The sequence below is a fragment of the Paracoccus ravus genome (assembly GCF_004522175.1).
GTDB lineage: Bacteria > Pseudomonadota > Alphaproteobacteria > Rhodobacterales > Rhodobacteraceae > Paracoccus > Paracoccus ravus.
Genome location: NZ_SDEB01000009.1, coordinates 48743 through 69342, shown reverse-complemented (window position 1 = coordinate 69342; position 20600 = coordinate 48743). Strand labels below are relative to the sequence as shown.

At 65.4% G+C, this 20600-nt stretch carries 19 protein-coding genes; 12 read left to right on the top strand and 7 right to left on the bottom strand.

All coding sequences use genetic code 11. The features are described 5' to 3' along the window. Positions 1 to 56: 56 nt before the first annotated feature. On the bottom strand, positions 57 to 1271 hold the full coding sequence (locus ESZ60_RS09535; RefSeq protein WP_134680347.1) for an amino acid ABC transporter substrate-binding protein: 1215 nt from the start codon (positions 1269 to 1271) through the stop codon (positions 57 to 59). A gap of 119 nt (positions 1272 to 1390) precedes the next feature. On the opposite strand from ESZ60_RS09535, the gene ESZ60_RS09530 reads away from it, so the two are divergent. After that, a complete protein-coding gene (locus tag ESZ60_RS09530) occupies positions 1391 to 2206 on the top strand; it encodes a helix-turn-helix domain-containing protein (RefSeq protein ID WP_134680346.1) in 816 nt (271 codons plus the stop codon). A 3-nt stretch (positions 2207 to 2209) separates the two neighbouring features. Here ESZ60_RS09530 and ESZ60_RS09525 read toward each other — a convergent pair whose 3' ends face one another. After that, entirely contained in the window at positions 2210 to 3229 is a 1020-nt protein-coding gene (locus tag ESZ60_RS09525) for an Ldh family oxidoreductase (RefSeq protein WP_134680345.1), read from the bottom strand. Between the two features lie 192 nt (positions 3230 to 3421). Between ESZ60_RS09525 and ESZ60_RS09520 the strand changes: the two genes are divergently transcribed. The 10 genes from ESZ60_RS09520 to ESZ60_RS09475 all read left to right on the top strand — a co-directional run bounded on the left by ESZ60_RS09520 (position 3422) and on the right by ESZ60_RS09475 (position 13248). Further along, positions 3422 to 4228, top strand: coding sequence for a transporter substrate-binding domain-containing protein (locus ESZ60_RS09520; protein WP_134680344.1), 807 nt, complete (start codon positions 3422 to 3424; stop codon positions 4226 to 4228). 72 nt (positions 4229 to 4300) lie between these two features. After that, entirely contained in the window at positions 4301 to 4966 is a 666-nt protein-coding gene (locus ESZ60_RS09515) for an amino acid ABC transporter permease (protein ID WP_134680343.1), read from the top strand. A gap of 12 nt (positions 4967 to 4978) precedes the next feature. Next, complete coding sequence (locus ESZ60_RS09510) at positions 4979 to 5632, top strand: amino acid ABC transporter permease (RefSeq protein WP_134680342.1); 654 nt, start codon at positions 4979 to 4981, stop codon at positions 5630 to 5632. Next, entirely contained in the window at positions 5625 to 6347 is a 723-nt protein-coding gene (locus tag ESZ60_RS09505; protein WP_134680341.1) for an amino acid ABC transporter ATP-binding protein, read from the top strand. The genes ESZ60_RS09510 and ESZ60_RS09505 overlap by 8 nt, the downstream gene beginning before the upstream one ends. 2 nt (positions 6348 to 6349) lie before the next feature. Continuing rightward, positions 6350 to 7624, top strand: a complete 1275-nt coding sequence (locus tag ESZ60_RS09500; RefSeq protein ID WP_134680340.1) for an NAD(P)/FAD-dependent oxidoreductase — start codon at positions 6350 to 6352, stop codon at positions 7622 to 7624. Positions 7625 to 7627: 3 nt separating this feature from the next. Continuing rightward, a complete protein-coding gene (locus tag ESZ60_RS09495) occupies positions 7628 to 8629 on the top strand; it encodes a 4-hydroxyproline epimerase (RefSeq protein WP_134680339.1) in 1002 nt (333 codons plus the stop codon). Next, positions 8626 to 10302: a cis-3-hydroxy-L-proline dehydratase gene (gene lhpI, locus ESZ60_RS09490; protein ID WP_134680338.1), complete on the top strand. Its 1677-nt coding sequence runs from the start codon at positions 8626 to 8628 to the stop codon at positions 10300 to 10302. Before ESZ60_RS09495 ends, lhpI begins: the two co-directional genes overlap by 4 nt. Before the next feature lie 10 nt (positions 10303 to 10312). Continuing rightward, positions 10313 to 11341, top strand: a complete 1029-nt coding sequence (locus ESZ60_RS09485; protein WP_134680337.1) for a trans-3-hydroxy-L-proline dehydratase — start codon at positions 10313 to 10315, stop codon at positions 11339 to 11341. Positions 11342 to 11419: 78 nt separating this feature from the next. After that, complete coding sequence (locus ESZ60_RS09480; protein ID WP_134680336.1) at positions 11420 to 12121, top strand: GntR family transcriptional regulator; 702 nt, start codon at positions 11420 to 11422, stop codon at positions 12119 to 12121. Positions 12122 to 12285: 164 nt separating this feature from the next. Then, positions 12286 to 13248: a dihydrodipicolinate synthase family protein gene (locus tag ESZ60_RS09475; RefSeq protein WP_134680335.1), complete on the top strand. Its 963-nt coding sequence runs from the start codon at positions 12286 to 12288 to the stop codon at positions 13246 to 13248. Positions 13249 to 13285: 37 nt separating this feature from the next. On the opposite strand, the gene ESZ60_RS09470 is transcribed toward ESZ60_RS09475, so the two are convergent. Continuing rightward, entirely contained in the window at positions 13286 to 14155 is an 870-nt protein-coding gene (locus ESZ60_RS09470; protein WP_134680334.1) for an NAD(P)-dependent oxidoreductase, read from the bottom strand. Positions 14156 to 14312: 157 nt separating this feature from the next. Between ESZ60_RS09470 and ESZ60_RS09465 the strand changes: the two genes are divergently transcribed. After that, the gene (locus ESZ60_RS09465; protein WP_134680333.1) at positions 14313 to 15308 is read left to right on the top strand and encodes a siderophore-interacting protein; all 996 of its coding nucleotides are present in this window, start codon (positions 14313 to 14315) and stop codon (positions 15306 to 15308) included. Here ESZ60_RS09465 and ESZ60_RS09460 read toward each other — a convergent pair. Genes ESZ60_RS09460 through ESZ60_RS09445 form a run of 4 tightly spaced genes read right to left on the bottom strand, consistent with a single transcriptional unit; the run spans position 15287 to position 20599 of the window. Continuing rightward, positions 15287 to 16987: an ABC transporter ATP-binding protein gene (locus ESZ60_RS09460; RefSeq protein ID WP_134680332.1), complete on the bottom strand. Its 1701-nt coding sequence runs from the start codon at positions 16985 to 16987 to the stop codon at positions 15287 to 15289. The genes ESZ60_RS09465 and ESZ60_RS09460 overlap by 22 nt on opposite strands. A gap of 17 nt (positions 16988 to 17004) precedes the next feature. Then, on the bottom strand, positions 17005 to 17781 hold the full coding sequence (locus ESZ60_RS09455) for an ABC transporter ATP-binding protein (protein ID WP_134680331.1): 777 nt from the start codon (positions 17779 to 17781) through the stop codon (positions 17005 to 17007). Further along, complete coding sequence (fhuB, locus tag ESZ60_RS09450) at positions 17778 to 19745, bottom strand: Fe(3+)-hydroxamate ABC transporter permease FhuB (RefSeq protein ID WP_134680330.1); 1968 nt, start codon at positions 19743 to 19745, stop codon at positions 17778 to 17780. The genes ESZ60_RS09455 and fhuB overlap by 4 nt, the downstream gene beginning before the upstream one ends. After that, entirely contained in the window at positions 19742 to 20599 is an 858-nt protein-coding gene (locus tag ESZ60_RS09445) for an iron-siderophore ABC transporter substrate-binding protein (RefSeq protein ID WP_134680403.1), read from the bottom strand. The genes fhuB and ESZ60_RS09445 overlap by 4 nt, the downstream gene beginning before the upstream one ends. Between the last annotated feature and the right edge of the window lies 1 nt (position 20600).

Genomic DNA, 20600 nt, shown 5'->3' with positions numbered 1-20600 from the left:
TAGAAAGGGCGATGCGCCGGCAATCCCGGACCGCAAGCGGTCCGGGAGGCGCTACATCACCAGGCGGGTTTCGGGATCACCGGGGCCATCGCACCGGTCCGGTCGGCAGGTGCGACGCCGACGAACTTGTCCCCCTGCCATTGCCCGACCAGCCACAGCTGGCGCAGCTGATTGTCCTCGAGCTTGACCTCGCCGATGACGGTGTCGAAGCTGCCCGAAGCCAGTTCGCCCGCCACTGCCTCGCGGTCCAGGCCGACACGCGACACGGCCTGCGCCAGCATTTCAAGGCTGGCATAGGTGATCGCAGATGCCCAGCTGTCGGGGGGCGTGCCGACGACTTCGGCATGACGCTTGAAATAGGCCGCGATCTTTTCCGAGTTGCCATCGACGCCGCCGACCGACATCACGCCTTCCTGCCTGCCCTCGACGATGCCGGGGTAATTCGGGAAGGGCGTGCCGACGCCCGTGAAGAAGATCTTGGGATTGAAGGCCACGGTGCGGGCCTGCTTGGCCAGTGCAAAGGTCTCGGGCGGGTAGGAGAAGGCCACGAAACTATCCGCGCCGCTGGATTTGACCTCTTCGATGATCGCCGCGAAATCCGTCGTGCCCATGGGATAGGACTGGTCATAGACCAGTTCCAGACCCTGCTCCTTGAAGATCGGGCGCGCCGCCGAGATCAGGTCGATGCCGAACCCATCCGCGACCGAGATGACCGCGACCTTGCCATTGACCTTGCCTTCGGCCTGAGCCTTGGCGACGGTCTGAGCCAGCGCGCCTGCGTAATCATGCCCGCCGCCCAGCATCCAGAAGCTCTTTTTCCAGCGCTTGGCAAAGTCCGGGGCCTTGTCCGTCATCGAGGTAACCGCCAGATGCGGATAGCCCAGCCGGTCCATCAGCGGAGCGATGGCAAGGTTGAAGCCGGTGCCCCAAGGCGGCAGGATGAAATCGACCTTGTCCTGGCTAGCGAGCCGCTCGACCGCGCGCACGGCATCCTCGGCGCTGGATCGGTCGTCATAGGAAATCAATTCGACCGGACGCTGACTGCCATCAGGAAGCTTCAGCCCCCCGGCCGCGTTCACATCCTTGGCCCATAATTCGTAATTGGGGATGGTCGTGATCCCCGCGCCCGCGGCGGCCGGGCCGCTCTTCGATGCGACATAGCCGATCCGGACCGGCTCTGGCGCCTGCGCCATGCCCGGTCCAAGCGACAGCGCCGAGATGGCGACACCCCCAAGCAGGCCCATGGCGGCCCGCCGTGTAAATCCGATCATTCTCTCCTCCCTGTCACGATCGGGCCCCTCTTCCCGATCAAGGTCAGCATCGAACAGGACGGCTTGCCAAACATTGCATATTTGTGACTATTAGCAGTACTTTTGTGACGGGCGCGGCGATGGAAGTCCGATTTCTGAACCCATCTCTCGCGCCGCGGGAATTCCGGCTGGATCCTCGGGCCGGGCATCTGATCTTTCAGGAACGTGGCGCGGCCAGCCTTGCCGGCTCGGGGCGCGAGATTTCGAGCGGGCAGATGGTCTGGCTTGCCCCCGACAGCACGGAAACCCTGCATCTTGATGCCGGGGCACGTCTGTTGTGCTTGTCCCTGCCCCGGATCGAACTCACCCGCATCATGGCACAGGGCGATGACGGCGCGCGGCTCGCGCCGCTCGCGGTAATGAGTCTGAGCGCCGCCCCGCCGCGCGAACGCCATCAGCACGTCACCCTGCTCTTTGAGGACATCGCCGCCGAACTGGCCAATCCCCGGCTCGACAGCCGGCTTGTCACCGAGGCGGCCTGCACCTTGCTTCTGGTGAACTTCCTACGCCTCGTGCATCCGGACAGCCGCGATTCCCGACGGCAGCCGCCACTGGCGGAACGATTCATGCTTCTTGCCGCGCAGCATTGGCACGAGCATTGGAGCGTGGCGACCTATGCCCAGGCGCTTGGGGTCACGCGCTTTCAGCTGAACGCGGCCTTGCGGCGCAATTCGGGAAAGACGCCACAGGAATTCCTGCAGCAGCAGATTCTGGCCAAGGCGATGGCGCTTCTGGAGCAAAGCCCGCTGAGCGTCGCGGCGATCGCCTATCGGCTCGGTTATCAGGATCCGGCCTATTTCAGCCGGGTCTTCCAGCGCCAGACCGGACAGAGTCCAGGTCTGTGGCGGGCCGCCCGCAAGGTCGCGGCACCGCAATCCTACGCCGCCTGGCCTTGACGCTCAGCCCTGCTCGAGGCGCTCGAGCATCCGCGCCTCATCCGCGCTGAGATGAATGCCCTCGGCCAGCGACTTTTCCCGCGCGGCGAAGCGGCGCTGCGAGGGCAGGCGCGCGCCCTGCCCGGCGATCGCCTCGAACAGGATCTCGGCCCGGTCGAGCGGATTGCCGGATCGCCCGGCGGCAAAGCGCTCGGGGCAAAAGGCGATGATGAGTTCGCCGTGATGCGGCAAGATGCTGGTCGTGCCCAGATAGTCCAAGGCGTCGCGGCTGGTCATGTCGCCGATCATCACCCCGGCCAGCAATTCGATCATGGTCGAGATCGCCGAGCCCTTGTGCCCCCCAAAAGGCAGCATCGCGCCTTCCAGCGCGCGTTCCGGATCGGTCGTGGGCTGGCCCGCGGCATCCATCGCCCAGCCCTCGGGCAGGGCCTTTCCGGCGCGGCGATGCAGCTCTATCTCGCCGCGCGCCGCGACCGAGGTCGCGAAATCGAAGACATAGGGCTGACCCGAGGCGCGCGGCCAGCCGAAGGCAAAGGGGTTCGTCCCCAGAAGCGGCTCGCTGCCTCCGGCCGGAGCCACGGTGGAGTAGCTCGGGCACATCGCCATGGCGCTGATCCCGGCCTCGGTCAGCACTTCGATTTCGGGCCAGAGGGCCGAAAAATGGGTGCAGGAATTGATCGCCAGCGCCGCGAGGCCCAACTGTTTTGCCCGCTCTGCGAGCACCGGCGCGCCAAGCGCGAATGCCGCCGGAGAGAAGGCACCTTTGGCATTCACCCGTATGACCGCCGAGCCATCATCAGCAAGGAGCGGTTCGGCGCGGGGATCGACCTTGCCCGCCGCGATCGTCTGCAAGCAGCCCTCGATCCGGTAGATGCCATGCGATTTGCAGGCGTCGCGCTCGCCCGCCACGATGACCTCCGCCACGCTGCGGGCCTGAAGATCGGTCAGCCCGGCGCGACGGAAAATTTCCTCGACGCGCCTTGTGAGCGCCGCCACCGTCAGCCTGATTCCCTGTTCCGACATGCCGCTTCCTCTTTCCTTGTCCCGGTTCTTGAATACAAACTGTATGCAAGCCGAACAATCACTTCAGCATTGTTTGCGTGAAATTTGTATACAGCATGTATTTTATGTTTGATTTTTCGTGATGCGGCCGGGAATATCACCCCCGTGGAATCGGCCGTGAAGGGCCGGACATGCCAACACGGGAGAAAAATCATGAAAAAATCGCTTCTCGCCCTCGCCGCCGCTGCGACGGCTCTTGCCGGTCCGGCCTTTGCCGACAAGCTTGACGACATCATTGGCTCGGGCAAGCTGCGCTGCGCCGTGGTGCTGGATTTCCCGCCGATGGGCTCGCGCGACGCCGACAATAATCCGCAGGGCTTCGACGTCGATTATTGCAACGACCTCGCCAAGGCGCTCGGCGTCGAGGCCGAGGTGGTCGAGACCACCTTCCCCGAACGTATCCCCGCGCTGATGTCGGGCTCGGTCGATGTCGCCGTCGCCTCGACCTCGGACACGCTCGAGCGCGCCAAGACCGTCGGCTTCTCGATCCCCTATTACGCCTTTGAAAACGCCGTTGTCGGTCGCGACGGCGTCGATATGGCGAATTGGGAAGGCATGAAGGGCAAGACCGTCGGCGCGACCGCTGGCACCTATGAGGCGATCTGGCTCGAGGGCAAGGTCAAGGAATGGGGCGAAGGCGAATTCCGTCCCTATCAGAACCAGGCCGATGTTTTCCTGGCGCTGTCGCAGGGTCAGCTGGACGCGACCGTCTCGACCGTCGAGGTTGCCGAGGCCAATGTGAAATCGGGCAATTTCGGCGGCATCAAGATCGTCGACAAGGCCCCGATGGTGCCGGACTATGTCGCGCTGATCACGCTGCGCGAGGAATATGGCCTGATCAATTACATGAACCTGTTCATCAACCAGCAGGTCCGCACCGGCCGTTATGCCGAGCTTTACAAGAAGTGGGTCGGCGAGGGCGTGCCTGCTGACCTGACGATCCAGGGCGTCTATCGTTGATCCTTCCGATTATCCGCGGTGCGGGGCCTTGCGCCTCGCACCGCATCACCGCTGACAACCTCCGAGGCGGTCATGTTCAACTATAATTTCCGCTGGAATCAGGCGCTGAACTCACTTCCGCAAATGCTGGAAGGGGCGCTTGTCACCATCGAGATCGCGCTTTTGTCGATGCTGATCGGCATTTCGGTCGCGATCCTCCTTACCGTGTTCCGCCTTTCGGGCAGTCGCATCCTGAATGCCGTCGCAACGACCTGGGTCGAGATCGCCCGCAACACGCCTGCACTCTTCCAGATCTATATGGTGCATTTCGGGCTTGGCGGCTTCGGGATCCATCTCAGCCCCTATCTGTCGCTCCTGATCGGCATCGCCTTCAACAATGCGGGCTATCTGGCCGAGAATTTCCGCGGCGCGTTGAAAGCCATTCCCGAGACCCAGACCCGCGCCGCGCGCTCGCTGGGGATGAGCGCGGGCAAGGCCTTCCGCCATGTCGTGATGCCGCAGATGCTGCGCATCTCGTTCCTGCCGATGACCAACCAAATGGTCTGGGCCATCCTGATGACCTCGCTTGGTGCGGTCGTGGCGATGAATACCGACCTTTACGGCGTCACCAGCGAGTTGAATGCGCGGACCTTCCGCACCTTCGAGCTTTTCGCCATCGCGGCGGTGATCTTCTACCTGATCACCAAGGCGATCACCCTTTCGGCCCGCCTGCTCGCGGCCCGGCTGTTCCGTTACTGAAGGGCGCGAGAGATGTTCGAAACCGCCTTAACCGCCAAAGACCTGATCTTCCTCGCCAAGGGCGCGGGAATGACGCTGGTCGTCACTGCGATCTCGGTCTTCTTCGGCACGATCCTCGGCATCATCTTCGGGGTCTTCCGCTATCAGGTCGGTCCCTGGTGGGCCGCGCCCCTGACCTTCGTGCTGGACGTGTTCCGCTCGATTCCGCTGCTGATCCAACTGGTGCTGGCCAATGCCTTTGTCACGACCGTGCTGGGCATCCGCATCTCGGGCTTCACCGTTGCCTGCGGTGTGCTGTCGCTCTACACCGCCGCCTATTGCGCGGAAATCGTTCGCGGTGGCATCGAATCCGTGCCGCCGAACCTGCGCCGCGCCGCCCGCTCACTGGGGCTAAGCTGGGGGCAGGACATGACCCAGATCGTCATGCCGCTCGCGACGCGGGTGGCCCTGCCTTCGTGGATCGGGCTCGCGCTTGGCGTGATGAAGGATTCCGCGCTGGTCTATATCGTGCAGGTCGTCGAGTTGCTGAAGTCGACCCAGATCCTGATCACCCGCCTGCAGGAGCCGCTGTTCCTCTTGATGGTCTGCGGCGCCTTCTACTTCCTCATTTCCTTCCCCATCGCCCGCTTCGGTGGCTATCTGGAGAAACGGTGGTCCCATGATTGAGATCCAGAACGTCCGCAAATCCTTCGGCTCGCTGGAGGTCCTCAAGGGCATCGACCTGACCGTCGCCAAGGGCGAGGTGCTGACCATCATCGGCGGTTCCGGCTCGGGCAAATCGACGCTTCTGACCTGCATCAACGGGCTCGAGCCGATCGATTCCGGCAAGATCCTCGTCGACGGCACCGAGGTTCATGCCAAATCGACGGACCTCAACAAGCTGCGGCAAAAGATCGGCATCGTTTTCCAGCAATGGAACGCTTTCCCGCATCTGACGGTGCTGGAAAACGTCATGCTCGCACCGCGCAAGGTCCTCGGCATGGCCAAGGCGGATGCCGAGGCCATGGCCGTCAAGCAGCTCACCCATGTCGGTCTGGCCGACAAGCTGAACGTCTATCCGACAAGGATGTCGGGCGGCCAGCAGCAGCGCATGGCGATTGCCCGTGCGCTGGCCATGTCGCCCGATTACATGCTGTTCGACGAAGTCACCTCGGCGCTCGATCCGCAGCTTGTCGGCGAGGTTTTGGACACGCTCAGGATGCTGGCCTCGGAAGGCATGACGATGATCTGCGTCACCCATGAGATGAAATTCGCCCGCGAGGTCTCGGATCGCGTCGCCTTCTTCCACAAGGGCGTCATGGCCGAGATCGCCCCTCCGGCCGAGCTGTTCGGCGCGCCGAAGGATGCCGATTTGCAGAAATTCCTCGCGGCGACGCATTGACCATGAACGCATCGCCTTCCTTTTCGGAGCTGACACAACAGCGCGCACCCGTCGCTCATGCGGTCACTGTCATCGGCGCGGGTGTCATCGGCCTGTCCATCGCGATTGCGCTGCGCGCGCGCGGGCTGTCGGTCGTGGTGCTGGACCGCGAAGGGCCCGCTGCCGGGGCCTCGGCCGGCAATGCCGGGGCCTTCGCCTTCACCGATATCCTGCCGCTCGCCTCGCCGGGCATCCTGAAGAAAGCGCCGAAATGGCTGCTCGACCCTCTGGGGCCGCTGTCAGTGCCGCCGAGCTATGCGCTGAAGATTGCGCCTTGGATGTATCGCTTCTGGCGCGCCTGCTCGCCCGCCCGCGTCGCGCATTCGACCGCCGCCCAGACCGCGCTCATGGACTTGTCGCGGGCCGAGCTCGAGCCCTTCCTGGCCGCCTCGGGGACGCTGCCGATGCTGCGCAAGGACGGCAACCTGCAGGTCTATGAAACCGAGGCCGAGTTCCAGGCCTCGCTTCCCGGCTGGCAAGCCCGCGCCGAGCATGGCATCGAGTTCCGGCATATGGACGCCGCTGAGATGGCCGGGATTCAGCCCGGCCTCGCGCCGCGTTTCATCAAGGGCAGCTTCACCCCCGGTTGGTATTCCATTGCCGATCCAAAGCTTTACACTTTGGCCTTGGCGGATCGTTTCCGCGCCATGGGCGGCGTCATCGAAGAGTTGGAGGTGACCTCCCTTCGCGCCAATCCTGAAGGCGTGCAGATTGACCGCCATCACGCCACCGGCCATGTCGTCATCGCCGCCGGGGCCTTTTCGCATCGTATCGCCCGCAGCCTCGGCGAGAAAATCCCGCTCGAGACCGAGCGCGGCTATAACACCACCCTGCCCCCCGGCGCGCTGGATCTGCGCACGCAGATCACCTTTGGCGGGCATGGCTTTGTGGTCTCGAACCTGTCGACCGGCATTCGGGTCGGCGGCGCGGTGGAACTGGGCGGCCTCGACCTGCCGCCGAATTTCAAGCGCTCGGAAGCCATGCTGAAAAAGGCCAAGGCCTTCCTGCCCGATCTCGACACGACAGGCGGCACGCAATGGATGGGCTTCCGCCCCTCACTGCCCGATAGTCTGCCGGTGATCGGGCATTCCCGCAGCAGCCCGCGCGTCACCTATGCCTTCGGGCACGGCCATCTGGGCCTGACGCAATCGGCGGGCACGGCGAGGCTCGTCGCCGATCTGGTGATGGGGCAAAAGCCCCTGATCGACCTTACTCCCTTCTCGCCCCAAAGGTTCTAGACCATGACGACCCATACTTTCTCCTGCATCGACGGGCACACTTGCGGCAATCCCGTCCGCCTCGTCTCGGGCGGCGGGCCGCGCCTCGAAGGGGCCAATATGCTGGAGCGGCGCGCCCATTTCCTGCGCGAATTCGACTGGGTCCGCACCGGGCTGATGTATGAGCCGCGCGGCCATGACATGATGTCGGGCAGCATCCTCTACCCGCCGACCCGGCCCGATTGCGATGTCGCGGTGCTGTTCATCGAGACCTCGGGCTGCCTGCCGATGTGCGGCCACGGCACCATCGGCACCATCACCATGGCGATCGAGAACGGCCTGATCCAACCCCGCGAGCCGGGCAAGCTGTCGATCGACGCCCCGGCAGGCAAGGTCGATATCACCTATCGCCAAGAAGGCCGCTTCGTCGAGGAAGTCCGCCTGACCAACGTGCCGGGCTTCCTTTACGCCGAGGGGCTGACCGCCGAGGTCGAGGGCTTGGGCGAAATCGTCGTGGACGTGGCCTATGGCGGGAATTTCTACGCCATCGTCGAGCCGCAAAAAAATTTCCGCGACATGGCCGATCACAGCGCGACTGAACTGGTCGGCTGGTCGCCGAAGCTGCGGGCGGCGCTGAACGCGAAATATGAATTCACCCATCCCGAACATCCCGAGATCAACGGCCTGTCGCATATCCAATGGACCGGTGCTGCGACCGTCGAGGGCGCACACGCCCGCAACGCGGTCTTCTATGGCGAAAAGGCCATCGACCGCTCGCCCTGCGGCACCGGGACCTCGGCGCGCATGGCCCAGCTTGCCGCCAAAGGGAAGCTGAAAGCGGGCGACGAATTCTGGCATGAATCCATCATCGGCTCGATCTTTAAGGGCCGGGTCGAGGCCGAAACCACCGTCGCGGGCCGCCCCGCCATCATCCCCTCGATCGCTGGCTGGGCGCGGATGACCGGCTATAACACCATCTTCATCGACGAGCGCGACCCCTTCGCGCATGGCTTCGTGGTGAAATGAGTACCCCGGCCCTTCGCATCCTGCCGGGCATGGCCGAAGGGCCGGTCCTTGCGCTGAGCGAGGGGCTCAGCTTCTGGGGCGGCGTCGATCCCGTCACGGCGCGCATCATCGACGCCCATCACCCCGCGCATGGCGAAAGCATCGCGGGAAAGGTGCTGATGATGCCGACCAGCCGGGGCTCTTGCTCTGGCTCGGGCGTGGTGCTGGACCTGATCCTCAAGGGCAATGCACCCGCCGCGCTGATCTTTTCCGAGCCCGAGGATATTCTGACGCTCGGCAGCCTGATCGGGGCCGAGATGTTTGGGAAAAGCTTTCCCATCCTGCGCGTCTCCGAGGCCGATTATGCCCGTCTCGCCGCCCTGCCGCGCCTCGCGATTCACGAAGATGTCCTCTTCGCGGACGGGCTGAGCCTGCCCATCACCGCGCCGCATGAAACCGCACTGACGCTGAGCGAGAACGACCGCGCCATGCTCGCGGGCCGCGACGGCGAGGCCGCCGCTTTGGCCTTGCGCATCATCTGCGCCATGGCGCATCAGCAAGGGGCGGCGGAACTCACCGATATTTCGCGCGGCCATATCGATGGCTGCATCCTCGCCCATCCGGCAAATCTGATCTTTGCCGAGAAGATGGACGAATTGGGGGCGAAGGTCCGGGTCCCCACCACAATCAATGCCATTTCTGTGGATCGCGAGCATTGGCAGGATCAGGGCGTTCCCGCGCTGTTCGGCAATCAGGCGTCACGGCTCGCCGATGCCTATACACGCATGGGCTGCCAGCCCAGTTTCACCTGCGCGCCCTATTTGCTGAGCGACCGGCCCCAGCTTACCGAATCCATCGCATGGGCGGAATCGAATGCCGTGATCTATGCCAACAGCGTCTTGGGCGCGCGTTCGCCCAAGCATCCGGATTTTCTGGATCTTTGCATGGCGGTGACCGGGCGCGCGCCGCTTGCGGGCGTTTACTTGGATGAGGGGCGCAAGGCGGGGCTGATCGTCAATTTCGACCTGCCCGAAGGGACCGACGATTCGGTCTGGCCGCTGATCGGCTATCTCGCCGGGTTGAAATCCCCCGACCGCATCCCCTTGCTTTGCGGCCTTGCCCCCGCGCAGCCGAGCAAGGACGACCTCAAGGCGCTTTGTGCGGCTTTCGGCACGACCTCGGCCGCGCCCATGCTCCATATCGAGGCTGTCACCCCCGAGGCCGAGGGCGCTGCCGCACCCGGCACCCCGCGCCTGACCATCACGCGCGTGGACCTTGCCGAGGGCTGGGCGCTGCTCAATCAAGGCCCGGATCAGGTCGATCTGATCGCCATTGGCAGCCCGCACGCCTCGCTTGCCGAGTTCTGCGCACTTGCCAAGGCGCTGGCCGGGCGCAAGACCCGCATTCCCGTCATCGTCACTGCAGGCCGCGAAATCATCGCGCAGGCAAGGGCCGAGGGTTGTCTGGACCCGCTCGCGGCCTCGGGCGTGCAGATCCTGCCCGACCTTTGCTGGTGCTCGATCACCGAGCCGGTCTTTCCGCCCGAGGCCCGCGTGGTGATGACGAATTCCGGAAAATACGCCCATTACGGGCCGGGACTTTCCGGCCGTGACATGCGCTTCGGCAGTCTCGCCGATTGCGTAACCGCCGCCATGACGGGACATGCGCCGCCGCGCCCAAAATGGCTCGCCTAAAGGAAGAACCATGCGCAGCAGCAAGACCATCCATGTAATATCCGCCCATGCCGAAGGCGAAGTGGGGGATGTGATCGTGGGGGGCGTTCTCCCCCCACCGGGCGACACCATCTGGGAGCAAAGCCGCTGGATCGCCCGCGATCAGACCCTGCGCAATTTCGTCCTGAACGAACCGCGCGGTGGCGTCTTTCGCCATGTGAACCTGCTGGTACCACCCAAACACCCCGAGGCTGACGCCGCCTTCATCATCATGGAGCCCGAGGACACGCCGCCGATGTCCGGCTCGAACTCGATCTGCGTATCGACGGTGCTACTGGATGGCGGGCTGATCCCGATGGTCGAGCCGGAAACCCACCTGACACTGGAAGCACCGGGCGGATTGGTCCGCGTCCGTGCCGAATGCCGCAACGGCAAGGCCGAGCGCATCTTTGTCCAAAACCTTCCCAGCTTCGCCGGCGATCTGGACCAGAAACTCGAGGTCGAGGGCTTGGGCACGCTGACGGTCGATACCGCCTTTGGCGGCGACAGCTTCGTCATCGTCGATGCCGAGGCCATGGGTTTCAAGCTGGTCGAGGATGAGGCGCATGACATTGCCCGCCTTGGCGTGAGGATCACCGATGCCGCCAATGCGGCTTTGCGTTTCCGCCATCCGACCTTGCCCGAGTGGAAGCATTTTTCCTTCTGCCTGTTCGCCGGTCCGGTGACGCGCGGACCGGAAGGGCTGCGGGCCGGCGCGGCGGTCGCGATCCAGCCCGGCAAGGTCGACCGCTCGCCCACCGGCACCGCGCTTTCGGCCCGCATGGCGGTGTTGCATTCCCGTGGCCAGATGAGCGAAAGCGACCGGCTGACGGCGGTCTCGGTGATCGGCTCGACCTTCGAGGGGCGCATTGCCGGGACCACGACAGTCGGCAATATCCCGGCGATCCTGCCCGAGATCTCGGGACGCGGCTGGATCACCGGCATCCACCAGCACATGCTGGATCCTTCGGACCCCTGGCCGCAGGGCTACCGTCTTTCGGATAGTTGGGGTGCGCGCTAGGGCTCACGCCCCGTCCCCGACGATTTCATATGGCCCGCTTGCGGGCAGCGACAGGAAACCGCCCATGAGGCAGACATAATGAGCACAAAGCCGATCTCCACCCCAGAGCGCAAGCGCGGCGAGGGCGTCAAGCTTGTCTACGAGATCCTGCGCGACGACATCATCGATCTCGTGATGCCGCCCGGCAGCCCGATCGACGAGATCCAACTGGCCGAGCGCCTCTCGATGTCGCGCACTCCGATCCGCGAGGCCCTCGTGCGCCTCGCGGGCGAAGGGCTGGTCACCACCCTGCCGAACCGCTCGACGGTGGTCTCGAATATCGACTTCCTGAACCTGCACACCTTCTTCGACGCGCTGACGCTGATGTATCGGGTGACGACGCGGCTCGCTGCGGAATATCGCAGCACTGAGGATCTGGCGCAGATCCGCGCGCATCAGGCGGCGTTTACCCATGCGGTGGAGACTCAGGACGCGCTTGCGATGATCTCGACCAACCGCGCCTTCCATGCCGCCATCGCCGAGGCCGGACGCAATCCCTATTACACGGGCCTCTTCTCGCGCCTGCTTGACGAGGGGCGGCGCATCCTGCGGATCTATTATTCCTCTTTCGACGACCGGTTGCCGCAGGAATATGTCGATGAGCATAACGACATCATCGCCGCCATCGAGGCGCAGGACATCGCCGCCGCCGACCGTCTGGCGAGCCAGCATGCCGATCAGATCGTCAATCAGATCCGTCGCCTGATCTCGCGCGACCGGCGGCAGCAGATCGCCCTATAAGCCTCGCGAAATACCATTCTGAACCCGCCGCATGTCTCATCGGCGAGTTTTCTCTTGCCGCGCAGAAAAAACTTGTCGACAAGAAAAATACAAACACTATTGTCAAAGTCGACCCGACCACCAAGCCAGTGCCCTCCACGGCCCGGCCCGACAGGAGAGAGACCATGAACGCCCAAATCTTTTCCGGCTGTATCCCGGCCCTGATGACGCCCTGCACCCCGGACAGGAAACCCGATTTCGACGCGCTGGTGCGCAAGGGCCGCGAGTTGATCGCGACCGGCATGTCGGCGGTGGTCTATTGCGGCTCGATGGGGGATTGGCCGCTGATCTCGGATGAAGAGCGGATGGAGGGCGTCGCGCGCCTCGTCGAGGCCGGCGTTCCGGTCATCGTCGGCACCGGCGCGATCAATACCGCCAAGGCCGTCGCGCTTGCCGCCCATGCCCAATCCGTCGGCGCGCAGGGCCTGATGGTCATTCCCCGCGTGCTGTCGCGCGGCCCCTCGGTCAGCGCGCAGCGCGACCATTTCAAGGCCATCCTCGCCGCCGCGCCGGACCTGCCAGCGGTGATCTACAACAGCCCCTATTACGGCTTCGCGACCCGCGCCGACCTGTTCTTTGCCCTGCGCGCCGAGCATCCGAGCCTCGTCGGCTTCAAGGAATTCGGCGGCCCCGCCGATCTGCGCTATGCCGCCGAGAACATCACCAGCCGCGACGATGATGTCGTGCTGATGGTCGGCGTCGATACCGCCGTCTTCCATGGCTTCGTGAATTGCGGCGCGAAAGGCGCGATCACCGGCATCGGCTGCGTGCTGCCGCGCGAGGTGCTGCATCTGGTCGCGCTGAGCCAGGCCGCGGCCGCAGGTGATGTCGAGGCCCGCGCCCGCGCCCTCGAACTGGAATCCGCCCTCGCGGTGCTGTCCTCCTTCGACGAGGGCCCGGACCTGGTCCTGTATTTCAAGCACATGATGGTGCTGAAGGGGAACCCGGAATACCTGCTGCATTTCAACGAGACCGACGCGCTCAGCGACAGCCAGCGCGGCTATGCCGAGGCGCAACTGCGTCTCTTTGAGGTATGGTATGCCGATTGGGCGAAACAGCCCGGCGCGGTGCAGAAATACGCTGCCTAACTGTGATCCGGCGCCGCATCAGCGGCGCCGTTTTCCTTTATTCCCGGCGCAGAATACGGACCAGTTCGGGGACGTAATCCGCGCCATGGCCTTGGCTCACGGCATGATCCAGCGCCCGGCTGATGCCATCCGCCACCTCATGCGTGGCCCCCGCCGCGCGCGCCATTTCCAGATAATAGCCCAGATCCTTGGCCGCGTTTGCGATGGCAAAAGGCAGCGCATCGCGATTGCCTTGAGTGATGAAAAGCGCAATCCGCTGCAAGGCGGTGCCGCCCGCGCCGCCGCTGGCCAGCACTTCGACAAAAGCATCGGGATCGACCCCACCATCAGCAGCATGGGCGGCCGCCTCGGCGATCAGCGCCAGCGATCCCAGCGAGACGTAATTGTGCAGCAGCTTCATGCGGTGCCCCGCGCCCTGCGTCCCGACATGACGCACCTCTTCGGCAAAGGCGCTCAGAATGGGCAGAGCGCGCCCGATCACCTCGGCCTCGCCACCGACCAGCAGATTCAAGCGGCCCTCATGGGCGTGCTGCGCCGTCCGCGTCATCGGCGCGTCGATGAATTCCCCACCCGACTCGCGGACCAATGTCGCCATGCGCAACGTCGAATCCGGCAGCGAGGTCGAGCAATCGATAACGATGCAACCCCGCGGCATTGCCGGGATGACGCCTTCAGCGCCAGTCAGAACCGCCTCGACCTGGGCCGAACCGGTCACGCATAGGATGACCGCCTCGCAGCCCGAAACCACCTCGGCGGGGCTGGCGCAGGAGATGCCGCCCAGCGACAGGATCTCGTCCACCGGGCGGTTTCCGGGGTGATCCAGAAAGCGCAGGTCAAATCCCTTGAGCAGAAGGTTTCGGGCGATGCCGTGGCCCATCAGCCCCACTCCGATTATCCCGAGCGTCATGGCGCATCCTCTCCGGCAAGCTCGCTGTCGTCCCGATTTCTGCCCCAGTCCGCCCCGAGGGGCCAGCCCCGATCAGAAAAACCGCGCCCGGCCGCTTCTGGCATTGCCGATGGTTTCACTTGGGTTTACGTTCGGCGGAAATTCTGGAAGGGCCATCATGTTTCCGATCCGTCCGCATCGCAGCACCGGCACATTCTCCTCGGCTTCCGGGGCGGCGGCGGCCTTGCTGCGGGCCCGTGCCGCTGAATGGGATGTCGAATTGATCGAGACCCCGGACAGCCTGACCATGCATGTCTGGGGCAGCGAGCTTTGCCTGATCCCCGGCGACGGGATCGCGCGGATCGAGTTGCATGCCCCCGAACAGCGCTTGATCGCAATCATGCAGGACAGCGCCACCGAATTGTTCGAAAGCCATGGCATGGCGATCAACTGGGACAATGTCGATGCGGGGGCACTTGCGCCGGGCCTCGCGCTGATGCGGCTTGTCTCATGCACGCGGCGCACGCCCGGCTTTATCCGGATCAGGGTGCAAGGCCCCGAGGCCGAGCGCTTTGCCCATAGCAACCTGCATTTCCGCCTGCTGATCCCGCCGCAGGGCCGCGCGCCGATCTGGCCCCGTATCGCCGAGAACGGCCGCACCCGCTGGCCCGAGGGCGAGGATGCGCTGCATCGCCCGGTCTATACCGTGGCCCTTCAGCGTGAGGATTGGGTCGAGTTCGACATCTTCGCCCATGAGGGCAGCCCGACCTGCGACTGGGCCGGGCGCGCCCAGGCCGGCGATCCGGTCGGACTGATGGGACCCGGCGGCGGCTGGTGCCCCGAGGCCGAGAAACTCTGGCTCTTCGGCGATGAGACCGCGCTGCCCGCCATTGCCCGGATGCTGGCTTTGGCCCCGGGCGCGGTCCGAGCCTATATCCGCGCCAATGCCGAGGATCTGGCCGAACTGGCCGCTGATCCCCGCGTCACGCGTTGCGACAACCTGGCCGCCGCCTTGGATTCGGCTCCGATCGAGGCGGGCGAAGATCTGCATGTCTGGTTCGCGGGCCATGTGAATGCGGCCCGCGAGGCCCGGCGCCAGCTTCTGGCGCGCGGGCTGAACAAGCGGCAGTTCACAGCCGCCGCCTATTGGGGTCAGCCCGACAGCCGGGCATAGACACCATCCTGCGAGACCAGCGCGGCATGCGTGCCGGTCTCGACAACCTTGCCCTCTTGCATCACCACGATCCGGTCAGCATGGCGGATCGTCCCCAGACGATGCGCGATGACCAGCGTGGTGCGCCCGACCGCAAGCGCGTCCAGCGCGGTCTGGATTTCGCGCTCGGTCTGGCTGTCCAGCGCCGAAGTCGCCTCGTCCAGGATCAGGATCGGAGGATTCTTGAGAAAGGCCCGCGCAATCGCCACCCGCTGCTTCTGGCCGCCCGAAAGCATCACGCCCCGTTCGCCCACGACCGTGTCCAGCCCTTCGGGCAGGCTTGCGATCATCGGGCCAAGCTGGGCCTGTTCGGCCGCGCGCATGATCTCGGCATCCGTCGCACCCAGGCGGCCATAGGCGATATTCTCGCGCAGCGTGCCGCCAAAGAGGAACACGTCCTGACTGACCAGCCCGATCTGGCGGCGCAGGCTGTTGAGCTTCATCTCGTCCAGCGCCAGGCCATCAACCGTGATCCGCCCCGAGGTCGGCTCGTAGAAACGCGGCAGCAGGGCGAGCAGCGTCGTCTTGCCCGCGCCAGAGGGCCCGACAAAGGCCACGGTCTCGCCGGCTTGGATCGAAAGGTCGATCCCCTTCAGGATCTCGCGGCCGCTGTCATAGGCAAAACCGACATTCTCGAAGCGGATATCGCCCTTCAGGGCGGGCGCGTCGATCGCCTGCGGGGCATCGCAGATCTCGGGATCGGTGGCCAGAAGCTCCTGATAGCGGCGGAAACCCGCGATGCCGCGCGGATAGGTCTCGATCACGGCGGCGATCTTTTCCAAGGGCCGGTAGAAGACCCCGACCAGCAGCAGGAAGCCGACAAAGCCCCCGGTGGTCAGATCGCCCGACAGAACGAACCCCGCGCCGACGACCATCACGAGCACCTGCACGAGGCGCAGCCCCATATATTGCAGCGCCGAGGACACGGCCATGACCTTATAGGCCTCGAGCTTGGTCTTGCGGTAATTCAGGTTGTCGCTGGCGAAAAGCTCGGTCTCATGCGCCTCGTTGCCAAAGGCCTGCACGACGCGCACCCCGCCAAGCGCCTCTTCGAGGCGGACGTTGAAATCCCCGACGCGGGCATAGATCGCGCGCCAGGTCCGCGTCATGCGCCCGCCATAGACGATGACCAGCGCCAGCATCGCCGGCACGACCAGCGCCACGATCAGCGCAAGCTGGGGGTTGATCCAGAACATCAGAAGGAAGGCGCCGACAAAGGTCATCAGCGCGATGAACGCATCCTCGGGGCCGTGATGGGCGACCTCGCCGATTTCCTCCAGATCGCGGGTCACCCGCGCGACCAGCTTGCCGGTGCGGGCCCGGTCGAACCAGCGCCAGGAAAGCCGGGTCAGATGGTCGAAGGCGCGCGCGCGCATCTCGGTCTCGATATTGATGCCCAGCATATGGCCCCAGTAGATCACCACCGACATCAGCCCGGTATTGACCGCATAAAGCGCCATCAGCCCGATCGCGGCGGCGATGGTCAGGCTCCAATTGCCCTGCGGCAGAAGATGGTCGATAAAGGCCGTGATCGCCACGGGAAAGGCGAGTTCCAGCAGACCCGAGACCACGGCGCAGCCGAAATCCAGCCAGAAAAGGCCCATCCAGGGGCGGTAATATGCGAAGAAATCGCGCAGCATAGCAGTCCTATCATTCGTCAGGCGGGAATGGCGACGGGCGTCCCGTTCTCGCAGCGCAGCACCTGCATCGGCAGCCCATAGACCTGCGCCAGCGCCTCGGGCCGCATCAGATCGGCCGGGCTGCCCTGCAAGGCAAGGCGCCCCCCCTTCAGGGCGACGACATGGTCGCAGAAACGCGCGGCCATATTGACCTCGTGCAACACCACCACGGCGCTGCGGTTTTGCTCATGGCACATGCGGCGCACAAGCGAAAGCACTTCGACCTGATGCGCGATGTCGAGCGCCGAGATCGGCTCGTCGAGCAGCAGCGTCCCGGCCTCCTGCGCGACCATCATCGCCAGCCATGCCCTCTGCCGCTCGCCCCCAGACAGCGTATCCACCAGACGCTCGGACAAGGGTGTGATCGCGCATTCGTCCAGCGCCGCCTGAACCGCGGCGTGATCGTCCCGCCCGAAACGGCCAAGCGCGCCATGCCAGGGATAGCGGCCAAGCGCGACCAGTTCGCGCACCGTCATGCCCTCGGCCGGGGGCGTGTTCTGCGGCATGAAGGCCAGCGCGCGGGCAAAGTCCCGCGCCGCCCAATCGGTGAGGCCCCGGCCGGCAAAGCGGACCTCGCCCGCGCTAAACGCGATCTGTCGGGCCAGCGTCTTCAACAGCGTGGACTTGCCCGAGCCGTTATGGCCGATCAGCGCGACGACCTGCCCGCGCGGCAGGGTCAGATCCACCCCGTCCAGCAACCGGCGGCCAGGCACATCGACGCATAGGCCCCTCATGGTGAAAAGCGGCTCGCTCATCGCCTTGTCCTCATCATCAGCCAGATCAGCCAGGGCGCGCCCAGAAGCGAGGCGAACAGCCCCAGCGGCAATTCATAGGGAAAGCCCGCCATTCGCGCGCCGAAATCCGCCGCAGTCATCAGGATCGCGCCCAGCAAGACCGCGCCCAGCACCTGATCCGAGGCGCGGGCAAAGCCGATCCGGCGCGCCAGATGCGGGGCCATCAGCCCGACAAAGCTGACCGGGCCGACCAGCAGCGTCGCCGCCCCGGTTGCCAGCCCCGCCAGCGCGATCAAACCCAATCGCGCGCGGTCCAGCGGCAAGCCAAGCGCCAGCGAGACCTCGGCCCCCAAGGGCAGGATCGCGAGCCAGCGCGCTGCGCGCAGGGCAAGCGCCAGAAGCACCAGCGCGAGCAGACAGAGCAGCACCGCCTGCCCCCATCCCACGGTCGAGGACGAGCCGCTGAGCCATGCCAGAACCTGCCAGGATTGCGCGCTGCCCGTCGCCATTACCGCCGAAAGCAGCGCCGCTGCCATGGACGAGACGGCGATCCCGGCCAGAAGCACGCGCTCGGGCGGCATATCCCGGCGTCGGGCGTAGCTTGCGACCAGCGCCAGAGCCAATGCGCCGCCAAGCATCGTCCCGATCATGCGCAGCCCATTTCCCGGCGCCGCGAACAGGAACAGCGTCGCGGCATAGCCGATCGAGGCGCCGCCCGCGACGCCCATCACCTCGGGCGAGGCGAGCGGATTGGCGGTCATCCGTTGCAGGATCGCTCCCGACAGCGCAAGCAGCGCCCCCGCCGCCGCCGCCGCGACCAGACGCGGCAGGCGCAGCGGCAGAAAGGCGCGGAAACTCGGCCAATCCAGCACGGCCCAGCCCTGCGGCAGGCGGCCGATCCAGACCAGCAGCAGCGCAAGCGCCAGCAGCAGCGCCGTCAGACCAAGCAAGGCCCGACCCGGCCGGGCAATCCGCGGAGCCAGACCCTCGGCCGCCTCGGTGCCGGGCGGGGTCGAGCCGCGCAGCCGCATCAGCAACCACAGAAGCAGCGGCCCGCCGATCAGCCCGGTCAGCGCGCCGGTCGGAAACATCTCGCCGCTCAGGCCCGCGACCGTCAGGACCAGCCCGTCGCAAACCGACAGGATCAGCGCGCCCAGAAGCGGGGCGAGCGCCAGCACCTGCTCGACGCTGCGCGCGCCAAGGCTGCGCGCAAGAGCCGGCGCGGCCAGCCCGACGAACCCGATCAGCCCCAGCTCGGCCGAGACCGTCGCGGCCAGCACCACGGCCAGCACCAGAACCGCGAAACGGACCAGCCCGACATTCATGCCAAGCGCCGTCGCGCCCGCCGCGCCCAGCGACAGGACGCGCAGCGGCCGGGCCAGAACCGCCGCGCCCGCAGCGCAGATCAGCAGGACCAGCGAGAGCTTGCCCACCCCGCTCCAATCCTGCTGCACCAGCGAGCCGCCGTTCCAGATCACCAGAGACAGCAGATATTCCCCGCGCGCCAGCGTTACCGCCGTCGCAATGGCCGAGGCGGTCATCGCGACCAGCATCCCCGCGATCACCATGGTCACCGGCGCAAAGGCGCGGCGCGCGCCGATCGCCATGACCAGAGCCGCCGCCGCCCCTGCCCCGGCCATCGCAACAGGCCAGCGGCCCTGATCGAGCAGGCCCGGCGCATGGATCGTCGCCATGACCAGCGCAAGCTGCGCGCCAGAAGAGATCCCCAAAGTGGTCGGATCCGCCACCGGGTTGCGCAGGACGGCCTGCAACAGCGCGCCCGAAAGACCAAGCGCCGCCCCCGCGAGCAGCGCGATCACCCCACGCGGCATATGCCCGAAGGCCAGGAGGATCTCGTCCAGCCCCATCGCCGACGGGTCAAAGGGCGGCACGGGCCAGGGACCGGGCACGATGGCCAGGGCGGCGGCATACCACAGCGCCAGCGCCAGCATAGCGCTGGCAGCAATGATCAGTAAGGATTTCATGCGGATAACGGTCCCCGCTCAAGCGCAAGGGTCAGAAGTTCGGAGAAACGCCGTCCGGCCGGCACTCCGCCAAAGGGATTGACGCCGGGCAGCCGGTAGAGCCGCCCCTCGGCCACCTGCGGCAGGGATTCCCATAACACGCTGCGGCGCAGCGCATGACGCGCCTCGACGGCGACATCTCCGACAAGGACCAGCCGCGCCTCGGGCATCTCGGCCAGACGCTCGAGCGGGATCGGTGCAAGGAAACTGAAACGGGTCCGGCCAGCCCAGGCATTCGTGAGCCCCAGACGGGTCAGCACATCGCCGAACATGCTGTCAAAGCCAAAGGCACGCAGATGCCGCGCATCGCCGATATCGACAAGACAGACCGGCCGGTCGCGATATGGTTCGAGCCGCGCCGCCAGAGCGTCAAAGCGCGCCTCGGCCTCGGCTCGGGCAAGCCGGGCTGCATCGGTCCTGCCGATCCTGTCGCCCAGAATGTCCAGCGCCGCCATCGCCTTGGCCAGAGGTGGTTCGCCCGGAACATAGAACGGAACCGAGAGCACCGGCGCGATGCGCGCCAGCCGCGCCTCGTGCTGGATATAGAATGGCGAGCTCAGGATCAGATCCGGCCGCGTCAATTGAAGCAATTCGTAATTCGGCGCGCCGCGCAGCCCCAGATCCACCACCTCACGGGATATCTCGGGGGCGATCGCCTGCGCCCGGTAGCTGACCAATTCGCAAGCCGCCTCGGGCATCTGTCCCAGCGCGATGGCGGTTTCGAGCATCGCCCAATCGATCGCGGCGAGTCGCGCGCCCTGAGGCGCAGCCGCAAGGGAATAGCCCGCCGCCGCGAATGCGGCGACGGACAGCATC

Coding starts and splice junctions, on each gene's coding strand:
- ESZ60_RS09535 (WP_134680347.1), bottom strand. CDS start 1,271: ATGATCGGATTTACACGGCGGGCCGCCATGGGCCTGCTTGGGGGTGTC.
- ESZ60_RS09530 (WP_134680346.1), top strand. CDS start 1,391: ATGGAAGTCCGATTTCTGAACCCATCTCTCGCGCCGCGGGAATTCCGG.
- ESZ60_RS09525 (WP_134680345.1), bottom strand. CDS start 3,229: ATGTCGGAACAGGGAATCAGGCTGACGGTGGCGGCGCTCACAAGGCGC.
- ESZ60_RS09520 (WP_134680344.1), top strand. CDS start 3,422: ATGAAAAAATCGCTTCTCGCCCTCGCCGCCGCTGCGACGGCTCTTGCC.
- ESZ60_RS09515 (WP_134680343.1), top strand. CDS start 4,301: ATGTTCAACTATAATTTCCGCTGGAATCAGGCGCTGAACTCACTTCCG.
- ESZ60_RS09510 (WP_134680342.1), top strand. CDS start 4,979: ATGTTCGAAACCGCCTTAACCGCCAAAGACCTGATCTTCCTCGCCAAG.
- ESZ60_RS09505 (WP_134680341.1), top strand. CDS start 5,625: ATGATTGAGATCCAGAACGTCCGCAAATCCTTCGGCTCGCTGGAGGTC.
- ESZ60_RS09500 (WP_134680340.1), top strand. CDS start 6,350: ATGAACGCATCGCCTTCCTTTTCGGAGCTGACACAACAGCGCGCACCC.
- ESZ60_RS09495 (WP_134680339.1), top strand. CDS start 7,628: ATGACGACCCATACTTTCTCCTGCATCGACGGGCACACTTGCGGCAAT.
- lhpI (WP_134680338.1), top strand. CDS start 8,626: ATGAGTACCCCGGCCCTTCGCATCCTGCCGGGCATGGCCGAAGGGCCG.
- ESZ60_RS09485 (WP_134680337.1), top strand. CDS start 10,313: ATGCGCAGCAGCAAGACCATCCATGTAATATCCGCCCATGCCGAAGGC.
- ESZ60_RS09480 (WP_134680336.1), top strand. CDS start 11,420: ATGAGCACAAAGCCGATCTCCACCCCAGAGCGCAAGCGCGGCGAGGGC.
- ESZ60_RS09475 (WP_134680335.1), top strand. CDS start 12,286: ATGAACGCCCAAATCTTTTCCGGCTGTATCCCGGCCCTGATGACGCCC.
- ESZ60_RS09470 (WP_134680334.1), bottom strand. CDS start 14,155: ATGACGCTCGGGATAATCGGAGTGGGGCTGATGGGCCACGGCATCGCC.
- ESZ60_RS09465 (WP_134680333.1), top strand. CDS start 14,313: ATGTTTCCGATCCGTCCGCATCGCAGCACCGGCACATTCTCCTCGGCT.
- ESZ60_RS09460 (WP_134680332.1), bottom strand. CDS start 16,987: ATGCTGCGCGATTTCTTCGCATATTACCGCCCCTGGATGGGCCTTTTC.
- ESZ60_RS09455 (WP_134680331.1), bottom strand. CDS start 17,781: ATGAGCGAGCCGCTTTTCACCATGAGGGGCCTATGCGTCGATGTGCCT.
- fhuB (WP_134680330.1), bottom strand. CDS start 19,745: ATGAAATCCTTACTGATCATTGCTGCCAGCGCTATGCTGGCGCTGGCG.
- ESZ60_RS09445 (WP_134680403.1), bottom strand. CDS start 20,599: ATGCTGTCCGTCGCCGCATTCGCGGCGGCGGGCTATTCCCTTGCGGCT.